Source organism: Mycobacterium sp. 1245852.3, from assembly GCF_001669335.1.
In the GTDB taxonomy this organism is placed as follows: domain Bacteria; phylum Actinomycetota; class Actinomycetes; order Mycobacteriales; family Mycobacteriaceae; genus Mycobacterium; species Mycobacterium europaeum_A.
On sequence record NZ_LZLL01000124.1, the window covers coordinates 1 to 12,598 of the forward strand.

General features: G+C 68.9%; 3 protein-coding genes. All 3 read right to left on the bottom strand.

Annotation, left to right across the window (positions count from 1 at the left end; genetic code table 11):
• The coding region (locus tag A9W96_RS05595; RefSeq protein WP_156765123.1) for an amino acid adenylation domain-containing protein at positions 1-1,621 on the bottom strand (1,621 nt) is incomplete at its 3' end.
• Positions 1,618-11,865: a non-ribosomal peptide synthetase gene (locus A9W96_RS05600; RefSeq protein ID WP_067138335.1), complete on the bottom strand. Its 10,248-nt coding sequence runs from the start codon at positions 11,863-11,865 to the stop codon at positions 1,618-1,620. The genes A9W96_RS05595 and A9W96_RS05600, both read right to left, overlap by 4 nt.
• A gap of 43 nt (positions 11,866-11,908) precedes the next feature.
• The gene (locus A9W96_RS05605) at positions 11,909-12,139 is read right to left on the bottom strand and encodes an MbtH family protein (RefSeq protein ID WP_066871596.1); all 231 of its coding nucleotides are present in this window, start codon (positions 12,137-12,139) and stop codon (positions 11,909-11,911) included.
• Positions 12,140-12,598 lie beyond the last annotated feature (459 nt).

Genomic DNA, 12,598 nt, shown 5'->3' on the forward strand with positions numbered 1-12,598 from the left:
GGATCTCCTCGGTGTGGTTGCTGGGGGCGCGGTACTGGCCGCCGCGCTTGTGGTACTCGGGCGCGGGCAGGGCGCGCTTGTCCAGCTTGCCGTTGACCGTCAGCGGCAGGCTTTCCAGCACGACGACCGCGGCCGGGACCATGTAGGCCGGCAGCCGCTTGCCCAGCTGGGTGCGCAGTTCGGTCGGGTCGGCGGTCCCGGTGATGTAACCCACCAGGCGCTTGTCGCCGGGGCGGTCCTCGCGGGCGATCACCGCCGCCTGGTCCACGCCGTCCAGCGCGGCCAGCGCCGACTGGATCTCGCCGAGCTCGATGCGGTAGCCGCGGATCTTGACCTGCTCGTCGGCGCGACCCAGGTACTGCAACTGGCCGTCGGCGCCCCAGCGGACCAGGTCACCGGTGCGGTACATCCGCGCGCCCGGCCCGCCGAACGGGCAGGCCACAAAGCGCGAGGCCGTCAATCCGGACCGGCGGGCGTAGCCGGTGGCGACGCCGCGGCCGGCCACATACAGCTCACCGACCACGCCTTCCGGCGCCGGCCGCAGCCACTTGTCCAGCACGAACAGCGCCGCGCCGGGAACCGGCGAGCCGATCGGCGGGGCCCCGGAGTCGCCCGCCAACGGCGTGCTCATCGCGGCGTACACGGTGGCCTCGGTCGGGCCGTAGGCGTTGATCATCACCCGTCCCGGCGCCCACCGGTCGACCACCTCGGCCGGGCAGGCCTCACCGGCCACCACCAGGGCGGTGTCGTCCAGGCCCTCCGGCGAGAGCATGCCCACCGCCGACGGGGTCTGGCTCAGGACGTTGACCTTCTCGGCGACCAGCAGGGCGTGCAGCTCATCGGGTGAGCCGGCGACGGACTCGGGCACCACCACGAGGCGGCCGCCGTGCAGGAGCGCACCCCAGATCTCCCAGACGGAGACGTCGAAGACCAGCGAGTGCCACTGCGACCAGACCTTCCCCGGCCCGGTCGGCAGATCGGCGTGCAACGTCCGCAGGAACTCGGTCACGTTGCGGTGGGTGACCGCGACGCCCTTGGGGGTTCCCGTGGTGCCCGAGGTGTAGATCATGTACGCGATGTCCTCGGGCGCCGGCCCGGGCAGCTCGCTGCTGGGCTGGCCGTCCGCCGCGGCTTCGTCGACGTCGATGACGGGCAGGTCGAATCCGTCCAGCCGGGTGCGCAGGCCGGCCGTGGTCACCACCGCGATCGGTGTGGCGTCGCCGAGCATGAATTCCATGCGCGCGGACGGCAGCGCCGGGTCGATGGGGAGATAGGCGGCCCCGGTCTTGAGCACCGCGAGAATCGCGATGATCGCCTCGGCCGAACGCGAGAACAGCAACGCGACGCACTCACCCGGGCGCGCGCCCTGCTCGGCCAGCAGGTGCGCCAGGCGGTTGGCGGCCTCATCGAGCTCGCGATAGGTCAGCGAGCGATCGCCGAACGTCAGCGCCACGGCCTGAGGGTCACGCGCCACCTGCGTCGTGAACACCTCGGGGATCGATTTCGGAGATTTGACCGGCTTGGTCAGGACGGCGCGGTTACCCCACTCATCGAGTCGGTCGTGCTCGCCGCCATCCAGCAGATCGATCGACAACAATCGCCGTCCCGCACCGACGGTCATGACTGCTCCTCCAAGTCCACGGTCATGGCTTCCAGCACCCGCCGAAATCGCTCAACTAGCTTCTCGATCCTCGCCTCGCCAAACACGTCCGTATCGAACTCGACGCGAAGACCTATTTCGTGGCCTGGCACAGCTTGCACCGAAAGCGGGTAGTGGTTGTATTCCCGATTCGTGAATCCACTAATAGTTAACTCGTCCACGGCCGATAGCGCGGCAGTATCGATGGGATAGTTCTCGTACACGAACATTGTGTCGAAAATTTGGTCGTGTCCCGTTACACGATGGATTTCATTCAGTGCTAAATGCTGGTGGTCCAGGGTGTTGGTGTAGGCGCGTTGCAGCTGGTCAAGCAGGTCGGCGATGGTGGTTTCGGCGCCGATCGTGGCCCGCACCGGAACGGTGTTGATCAAAAGGCCCACCATCGCGTCGGATCCGGCCAATTCCGTCGGTCGACCCGAAACCGCTGTGCCGAACACCACATCGTGCTGCCCGGTAAGCCACATCAGCAGCTGCGCCCACGCGGCCTGCAACACCGTGCTGACCGTCGTGCGGCACGAACGGGCCAATTCGCCGAGCAAACGACTGGTCTCCGCGGACACCTGGAACTCGGCGACGCCGCGCGGGCCGAGCCCGGTGCGGCCCGACGGCCCCACCAGCGTGGGGGTCTCGAAGCCCTCGAGCACCTCGCGCCACGCGGCCTGCGCGGCGGCCCGATCCTGCTCCGAGAGCCAGGTGATGAAGCTGCGATACGGCACCGGCGCCGGTAGCCGCACCCCGAAGTAGCTGGCGAAGATCTCCTGCAGCAGGAGCGGCTTGGACCAGCCGTCGAGCACGATGTGGTGGTTGGTGAGCACGAATCGGTAGGTGTTCTCCGCGGTGCGGATCAGGGTGCCCCGGAACGGGGGCTGCCCGGCCAGATCGCAGACGGCGACGCGTTCGGCGGTGGACAACCGGTCCACCTGTGCTTCGACGTCGTCGCCGGCGTCCAGCTCGACGTACTGCCAGGCCAGCTCCGGGTCGGCCGAGAGAACCTGCACCGGCTCCCCGAAGTCCTCCAGGAAGCTGGCCACCACGTTGGGATGGCGCGTGATGACGGCGTGCACCGCCTGGCGCAGCCGCTCGGGGTCGATGGCACCGGTGACCGAGATGTCGAGCTGCACGGCATAGAGGTCTTGGGATTCTTCGCCACCCTGGGCGGTGCCGGTGTGGAACAACAGCCCCTGCTGCAACGGCGTCAGTGGCAACACGTCGGCGATCTGGTACCGCTGCTGCAGTTCGTCGAGGTCGCGCTGGCTCAGGCGGGCGGGCGCGACGTCGGACGGGGTCAACCCGCCGCCGCCGTTGCGCACGTGCGCGCAGATGCCGGCGAGTGCGTCGAACCACAGCTCGCTGAGCCGGCTGATCTGCTTCTCGTCCAGCGCAGAGAGCGCCCAGGTCCAGTTGGCCTGCAGGTGCGGGCCGTCCGCGGTGTCCATGGTGCCGGCATTGAGCTCCACCGTGTGCGGCAACGGCAGCGCCACCGCGCCCGCCGCGCCGGCCATCGCGAAGCTGTCCGGGGCCAACTGCCACAGCTCGGCGGACAATTCGGCGGCGCCACCGCCGAGCCGACCCAGATAGTTGAAGCTGATGACGGGATCCGGATCATCCAGTGCCGCTTCGGCATTCAGGTAGCGCAGCAGCCCGTAGGTCAAGCCGTCCGGCAGGGCGCGCAGTTGTTCCTTGGCGTCCTTGACCAGCCCACCCAGCGCCGCGTCCCCGCCGACGACCTGGCCCCAGGACAGCCCACCGACCCGCAGCGACACCGGGTACTTCGCGGTGAACCAGCCGACCGTGCGCGACAGGTCCACCTGCGGGCCCAGTTCCTCGTTGCGTCCGTGCCCCTCCACGTCGATGGCGATCGGCGCGCCGGTGCCCACGAACTGGGTCCAGGCCAGTCCGAACGCGATCAACAGGATGTCTTGCACGCCGGCGTGGAACGCCGCGGGCACCTCGCTGAGCAGCAGCCGCGTGGTCTCGACGTCCAGCGACGCCGAGAACTGCCCGGCCGTCAGGTAGGTGTCCTCGGGCTGGGCCTGCGGCAACACCGCCGGCACGGCGGCCACCTGCCGCCACTCCTCCAGCCGCTCGACCACCTCGGGGCGCCGCGCGTACTCGTCCAGCAGCGACGACCACCGGGCGAACGAGGTCCCGCCCACCGGCAGGGCCACCGGCTGCCCGCTGTGGTGCTGCGCCCAGGCGATGTTGAGGTCCTCGATCAGGGTCCGCCACGACACGCCGTCCACCGCCAGGTGGTGGATGATCAACGCCAATTGGTTTGTCGCACTTGCCCATACGGCACGCACCAACACGCCGTCGGCCAGGTTCAGCCGCGACCGGGCGTCGACCAGCGCCGCCTCGGACAGCACATCGACCGACTCCACGCAGTCGCCGGCCTGGATCGAGCCCGCCTCGGGCACCTCGAGCGACCAGCCGCCGACGCCGTCGTCCTCGACGCGCAGCCGCAGCATCGCGTGCCGATCCAGCAGCGGCTGCACCACCACCGGCACGTCGTCGAAGGTGACCTCCGCGGGCGCCGCGAGCACCATGGTCTGGTTGAACTGCTCGACGGGGCCGTCCATGTCCTGCAGCCACCGCATGATCGGCGTGGCCACCACCGGCCCGAGCCCCTCGTCGACGACGTCGTCGTCACCGCTGGCCACCGTGGCGACCCGCGCCAACCGGGCCACCGTCTGCTCGACGAAGACGTCGCGCGGGCGGCACACCACCCCCGCCGCCCGGGCGCGGGCCACCACCTGCATCGACAGGATGCTGTCGCCGCCGAGGTCGAAGAAGGAGTCGTCGACGCCGACGCGTTCCACGCCGAGCACCTGGGCGTAGATGCCGGCCAGGATCTCCTCGATCGCGCTCACCGGGGCGCGGTAGCGATCGGCGTCGGAATATTCCGGCGCCGGCAGCGCGCGGGTGTCCAGCTTGCCGTTGACCGTCAGGGGCAGCGCCTCGAGCACCACCACCGCCGAGGGCACCATGTAGCTCGGCAACCGCTCGCCGAGCTGGGCGCGGACCTCGGCCGGATCGGCCGTGCCGGTGATGTAGCCCACCAGCCGCTTGTCGCCGGGGCGGTCCTCGCGGGCGATCACCGCCGCGTGCTCGACCCCGGACAGCGAGGCGAGGGCGGCCTGGATTTCGCCGAGCTCGATGCGGTAGCCGCGGATCTTGACCTGCTCGTCGGCGCGGCCCATGTATTGCAGCTGACCGTCGGCGCCCCACCGGACCAGGTCACCGGTGCGATACATCCGCGCGCCGGGTGCCCCATACGGGCAGGCGACGAAGCGGGTGGCCGACAGCCCCGGCCGCCCGACGTAGCCGGTGGCCAGCCCGCCGCCGGCGACGTACAGCTCACCGACCACACCGACGGGCACCTGACGCAGCCAGCCGTCCAGCACGAAGAAGGCCAGGTTGGCCAGCGGCACCCCGATGGGGCTGATGTTGCTGTCGACGTCACCGTCGACGATCTCCCGGAACGACGCGTGCACCGTCGTCTCGGTGATGCCATACATATTGATCATCCGGGGCAGGCCGGGGTGGCGGTGTAGCCACGTCGACAACCGGTGCGGCTCGAGCGCCTCGCCACCGAAGACCACCGTCTGCAACTTCAGCTGCTCACCCAACTCGGGCGCCAACGCATCGGCGCTCTGCAGCGCATAGAACGCCGACGGCGTCTGACTCAGCACACTCACCTGCTCGCGAACCAACAACGCGTGCAAGTCCTCAGCCGAGCGCACCACGGCATCCGGCACGATCACCAGACGCCCGCCATACAGCAGGGACCCGAAGACTTCCCACACCGAGAAGTCAAACGCCAGCGAGTGACACTGCGTCCACACCTGGCCCAACCCGAGCTGAGCATCCAGTGTCTCCAGCAACAACGTCACGTTGTGGTGCGGGATGGCCACGCCCTTGGGGGTTCCGGTGGTTCCCGAGGTGTAGATGATGTAGGCGATGTTCTCCGGGGCCGGCACCGGCAGGGCCGTAGTGGGCTGGCTGCCCACGGCGGGGTCGTCGATGTCGATGATCAGGCCGTCGAAGCCGTCCAGCTGTGGCCGCACCGCGGCGGTGGTCAGCGCGGCGATCGGCGCTGCGTCACCGAGCACGAACTCCAACCGCGCCGCCGGCACGCTCGGGTCGATCGGCACATACGCCGCCCCGGTCTTCAGGACGGCGAAGATCGCCATCACCGCTTCAGCCGAGCGTGGGATCACCACCGCGACCCGCTGACCCGGCCCGGCGCCCCGCTCGGAAAGCAAGTGCGCCAACCGGTTTGCCGACTCTTCGACCTCGCGATAGGTCCACGACCGCTCGTCGCAGGTGATCGCCACGGCGTCGGCGGCGCGGCCCACCTGGGCGGCGAACAACGCCGGAATGGACGCGGGTGCCCGCCGCCGCTGGGTCAGCATGGCTCGGTTGCCCCAGGCATCGAGCCGCTCGTGCTCGGCGGCGTCGAGCAGGTCGATCGACGAAAGCCGTTGCGCGGGGTCGGCGGCCATCGCGGCCATCACCTGACGCAACCGGTCGATCAGTGTTTCGACGGCGGACGCATCGAACACCTCGGTGTCGTACTCGACGCGCAGGCTCAGCTCGTGCCCGGGCGTGGCCACCACGGAAAGCGGGTAGTGGTTGAACTCGCGGCTGCTGAACTCGGTGACCGCCAGCTCGTTGACGCCCAGCAGCGCACCGGCGTCGATCGGGTAATTCTCGTAGAGGAACAGCGTGTCGAACAGTTGGTCGTGTCCGGTGACGCGATGAATCTCGTTGAGCGCCAAGTGTTCATGCTCGAGCGTTTCGGCGTGGGCGCGCTGCAGCTGCTCCAGCAGATCGGCGACGGTGGTCGCGGCGGCGATGTCGGCGCGCACCGGCACGGTGTTGATCAGCAAGCCGACCATGGCGTCCGCGCCGGCCAGTTCGGTGGGCCGGCCCGAGACCGCGGTGCCGAAGGCCACGTCGTGCTGGCCGGTCAGCCACGTCAACAGTTGCGCCCACGCGCCCTGCAGCACGGTGCTGACGGTGGTGCGGCTGGAGCGGGCCAGTTCGCTCAGCGCGCGGGTGGTGTCCGCCGAAACCGTGTAGGTGGCAACGGCGCGCCGGCCGATCTTGCCCGGCGGCGCCACCAGCGTGGGGGCTTCGAAGCCGGCGAGGGCTTCGCCCCAAGCCGCTTGGGCGCCAAGACGATCCTGCGCGGCCAGCCACATCAGGTAACTGCGGTACGACGGCGGCGCGGGCAGCCGCTCGCCGTAGTAGCCGGCGAACACTTCGCGCATCAGGACCGGCAGCGACCAGCCGTCGATGACGATGTGGTGAATGGTCAGCACGAACCGGTGCCGGTCGGGCGCGGTGCGGATCAACGCCGCCCGGAACGGGGACTCCCCGCCCAGATCGCAGACCGCGGTGCGCTCGGCCGCGGCCAGCTGCTCGACCTGCGCGTCGACATCGCCGCCGTCCAGCTCGATGTAGTTCCACGCCATCACCGGCTTGGCCGGGATGATCTGCACCGGCTCACCGAATTCGTCAATGAAGCGGGCCGCCAGGTTGGGGTGGCGCTTGACGACGGTCTGCACCGCCTCGCGAAGCCGTTGCGCGTCAAGGGAACCGCTTACGGTGATGGCGAGCTGCACCGCGTAGAGGTCTTCGAGTTCCTGCGCGAAGCTGGTGTGGAAGAGCAACCCCTGCTGGACGGGGCTGAGCGGCAACACGTCGGCGATCTGGTGCGCACGGCAGAGCTCATCGATCTGCTGCTGATCCAGTCGGGCGGGGGCGATGTCGGACGGGGTCAACCCGCCACCACCGCCGCGCACGTGCGCGCAGATGCCGGTCAGCGCGTCAAACCACAACTGGCTCAACCGGTTTACCTGCTCGTCGGTCAGCGCCGACGGCGCCCACCTCCAGTTGGCGTGCAGGTGCGGGCCGGCCTCGGTGTCCATGGTGCCGGCGTTGAGTTCCACAGTGTGCGCCAACGGCATTGCCACCGCGGTGGCCACGGCCGCCGACGACAGGCTGTCCTCGCTGACGCGCCACAGGTCCTCGGAAAGGTCGGCTCCCGCGGCCAGCCGACCCAGGTAGTTGAACCCGATCACCGGGTCTGCGCCCTGCAGGTCGACGTCGTCATTCAGGTAGCGCAACAGTCCGTAGGTCAGGCCGTCGGGCAGGGCGCGCAGCTGCTCCTTGGCGTCCTTGATCACCGCACCCAGTGCGGCCTCACCGGCGACCACCTGCGACCACTTCAGCGGGCCGTTGATCTTCAGCGCCGCAGGGTATTTGGTGGTGAACCAGCCCACCGTGCGCGACAGGTCAACGCGTGAGGCCACCTCTTCGTGGCGGCCGTGCCCTTCGATGTCGATACCGATCGGCGCGGCCTCACCCAGGAATTCGGTGAACGCCAAGCCGAACGCGATCAACAGAATGTCTTGCACCCCAGCGTGAAACGCCGCGGGCACCTCCCCCAACAGCAGCCGGGTCGTGTCGACATCCAACGATGCCGACAACTGACCGGCCGTCGCGTAGGTGTCCCCGGGCCCGGCCGCAGGCAATGCCGCCGGCGTGGCTGCCACCTGCCGCCACGCGTCGGCCTGCGCGGCCACCGCCGGCGTCTGCGCGTAGTCGGCCAGCAGCGAAGACCAACGGGCGAAAGACGTTCCGGGCACCGGCAGTTCCACCGGTTGGCCGTTGTGATGCTGGGCCCAGGCGATGTTGAGGTCCTCGATCAGGGTCCGCCACGACACGCCGTCGACGGCAAGGTGGTGAATGACCAACGCCAATTGGTTTGTCGCGCTTGCCCATACCGCGCTCACCAGTATCCCGTCGGCGATGTTGAGCCGGCCGCGAGCCTCGACCAAGGCCGCGTCGGACAGCGCGTCGACCGCACGCACGCAGTCGCCGGCCTGCACCGACCCCGCCTCGGGCGCCTCGAGGGACCAGCCGCCGGCGCCGTCGTCCTGCACGCGTAGCCGCAACATGGGGTGGCGGTCGAGCAGCGCCTGCAGCACCGCCGTCACCTCGGCTTCGGTCACGCCGGCCGGTGCCGACAGCACCATGGTCTGGTTGAACTCGTCGATCGGGCCGTCGATGGTCTGCAGCCAGCGCATGATCGGGGTGGCCACCACGGGCCCGATCCCCTCGTCGACCGCGCCGAGCTCGCCGTCGGCGGCGACCTCGGACACCCGCGCCAGGCGGGCGACCGTCTGCTCCACGAAAATGTCGCGCGGGCGGCAGATCACGCCGGCCGCGCGGGCCCGCGACACCACCTGCATCGACAGGATGCTGTCGCCGCCGAGGTCGAAGAAGGAGTCGTCGACGCCGACGCGTTCCACGCCCAGCACCTGGGCGTAGATGTCGGCCAGGATCTCCTCGATGGCGTCGGCCGGGGCGCGATATTCACTCGCGGCGTACTCGGGCGAGGGCAGGGCGCGTTTGTCGAGCTTGCCGTTGCCGGTCAGCGGCAGGGTGTCCAACACCATCACCGCGGTCGGGACCATGTAGGGCGGAAGCTTGTCGGCCAACTGGGCGCGCAGCGCGGCCGGGTCGGCGGTGCCGGTGATGTAGCCGACCAGCCGCTTGTCGCCGGGGCGGTCCTCGCGGGCGATCACCGCCGCCTGGTCCACGCCGTCGAGGCCAGCCAACACGGCCTGGATCTCGCCGAGTTCGATGCGGTAGCCGCGGATCTTGACCTGCTCGTCGGCGCGGCCCAGGTACTGCAGCTGCCCGTCCGGACCCCAGCACACCAGGTCGCCGGTGCGGTACATCCGCGCGCCGGGACCGCCAAACGGGTTGGCCACGAACCGCGTTGAGGTGAGCCCGGCCCGGCGCACATAGCCGTGTCCGACGCCGCGGCCCGCCAGGTACAGCTCGCCGACCACGCCGGCGGGCACCGGCTGCAGCCATTTGTCGAGCACGAACATCGCCGCGCCGGCTATCGGGGAGCCGATCGGCACCACCGAGGACCCGGCCGTCAACGGCTTGCTGATCGACGCGCACACCGTGGTCTCCGTCGGGCCGTACGCATCGAGCATCACGCGTCCGGGCGCCGCCCACCGATCGACCACGTCGGTCGGGCAGGCCTCACCGGCCACCACCAACGCGGTGGACTCCAGGTCGTCGGCCGGCAGCATCGCCACGGCCGACGGGGTCTGGGTCAGCACGCTGACTTTCTCCGCGACCAGCAGCGCGTGCAGATCCGCCGGGGAGGACGCCACCGATTCGGGCACGATCAGCAGCCGCCTGCCCCGCAGCAGCGCGCCGAAGATCTCCCAGACCGAGAAGTCGAAGGCCGCCGAGTGGCATTGGGTCCACACGTTGCCCTTGGGCAACCCGGCGTCGAGCGACTCGATCAGCCAGGTGACGTTGAGATGAGGAATCGCAACGCCTTTGGGGGTTCCGGTGGTGCCGGAGGTGTAAATGATGTACGCGGTGTTCTCCGGCGCCGGCAGCGGCAGCGCGGTGCCGGGCTGGCTGTCGACGACCGGGTCGTGGACGTCGACGACCAGGACGTCGTGGTCGTCGAGCCGCGAGCGCAGGTCCGCGGTGGTGATCACCGCGCTGGGCCCCGCGTCGGCGAGCACGAAATCCATCCGGGACGACGCGTGTGCCGGGTCGATCGGCACGTAGGCCGCGCCGGTCTTGAGCACCGCCAGCATCGAGACGATGGCGTCGGCGCAGCGGGGGAACATCACCGCCACGCAGTCCCCCGGCCCGATGCCATGACCGGCGAGCAGATGGCCCAACCGGTTGGAGGCTTCGTCGAGTTCGGCGAAGGTCAGGGCGCGGTCACCGAAGGTGACCGCCACCGCGTCGGGCGTGTTCTGCACGTGCTCGGCGAACGCCTGGGGGATCGACACGGGGTCGGGCACCGGCTCGTGCAGCGCCGGCCGGTTGCTCCACTCATCAATGCGGGCGGGCTCGTCGGGGGTTAGCAGGTCGATCGACGACAGCGGCCGGTCCGGGTCGGCGGTCATCTCCTCGAGGATCTGCTGCAGCCGGCCGGCCAGGTCGGCGACGCCGAAGCTCGCGAACGGCTGGCCGGGGCCCGCGGTGCTGAGGAACAGCTGGTCGCCGGCGCCGAGGAAGAAGAGGCCGAAGTGCCCTACCGGGCCGTGGTTGGTGTACGACGCGGTCGCCGGGGAGCCGGCGAGGTCCAGCGTCAGGCGGGACGGGATGAAGTTGATGCCGACCCGATTCGGGGCTTGCCGCAGCCCGTCACCCTCCAGGGTGTGCACCGGGAACCGCTGGTGCTGCAAAAGCTCGCGGATCCGCTTGTCGACGTGTTTGCAGAAGTCGGCGACGCTCGACTGCGGCTCGGTCGTCAGGACCAGCGGCACCACGCCGGCGAGCATCGCGGGAAGCGTCTTCGATTCGGGACGCACCCGCCGGCTGACCGGAAAGTCGAGCGCCACCTCCGAACCGCTGCCGGACCACCCGCGCACCAGCAGGGCGCATGCGGCGGTGGTCACCGAAAACCGGCGGATAGCCAGCTTCTTCGACAGCTCCTTGATCCGGTTGGCAACCGAGGGGTCCAGCTGCACCGAGGCCGACGGCGAGTAGTGGTCTTGCTCCCCGGTGGCAGTGGGCAGCCGGTCGACGGGCCCGCTCTCCGGCGGCAGGTGCTCGCTCCAGTAGGCCTTGTCTTCGGCGTAGTCGTCGGAGGCTTCGTAGCTCGACTCGAGGTCCACCAAATCCTGCGCCGACCCGAAGTAGGCGTCGGGGATCGGCTTGCCGGCCACCATCGCCGAATAGATGGTTGCCACGCGGCGGCAGACCAGGGCCATGCCCAGACCGTCGATGGCGATGTGGTGGCAGCAACCAAACAAATAGAATTCCTCGTGCCCTGTTTGAAAGAGCACGAACTTGAACAGCTGGCCGTTCAGCGCCATCGGTGTGCGCTGGATGGCGGAAGCCCTCTCGCGGGCTTCCTGTACCGGGTCGGGCGCGTCCCTCAGGTCGTCGAGCGTCAGCTCGACATGCGGGTAGTCGACCGGCTTCTGCACCACCTGGCCGTCGACCTCGAAGAACGAGACCCTGCCCGGCTCGGCCTCGGCGACCGCCTGGGTGATTGCGCGTTCGAGGGCGTCGTGGTCGACGGTGCCGTCGATTTTGACCAGGAGACCGAGCTGCCATTGGGTGCCGGCGAACCCGGCTTCTTGGGACAACCAGATGTCAAGCTGACCGCGCGTTAGCGGAAGTGCCCGATCTTCCTCCATCGACTCCCCCAAGTCTCCGCCACCCGCCCCATACCCCTGCTGCTTACTGCTCAAAACCCCGACCCGTTGCGAGCTTGTCGCGCAGGCTCTTCGGCCGAATGTCAGGCCAGTGCTGCTCGATGTACTCCAAACACGCAGCTCGGTCGGCTTCCCCGTGTACCACTCGCCAGCCAGCTGGAACATCGGCGAAGGCCGGCCACAAGCTGTGTTGCTCCTCGTCGTTCACCAAGACGAAAAAGCTGCCGTTGTCGTCGTCGAAGGGATTGATGCTCACAATTCTCCAGGATGCATAAGTGGACATGAGTGGAACAGGTCCAAACCATAGTTGAGCCCCAGAGTGCTCGTCCGTGGTTTGGACAAAGTTCCCGGTGTGGCCTAGCAGGCTGTTGACGCCATCGAGTGGGTGGTGTGCGGCGGGGCCCCGATGCCCCTAAAGCGCTGCAATGACCTGCTTCAATGGCGTTGACTGCGAGATATCGCTGTTGGGGCAGGCACGGTCTTCAGGCCGATGAAATTATTGTGCTTTGTCGCCGCTCAGCTTAGCCGACGTCGCACTGACCGGGAAAATCACCACGAGGCGAACGCGTCCGGCTCCGGCGAGGATCCTTGAACCATCTGTGCCAGTGACACGTACGGTGTGTTGTGCTTAGGTGGCGGTGCGACGGGCGGGAGTCCTCGGGCGGATTCGTGATCAGGGAGATGTCGTGCATACCCGATAGGCATTACGATCCCG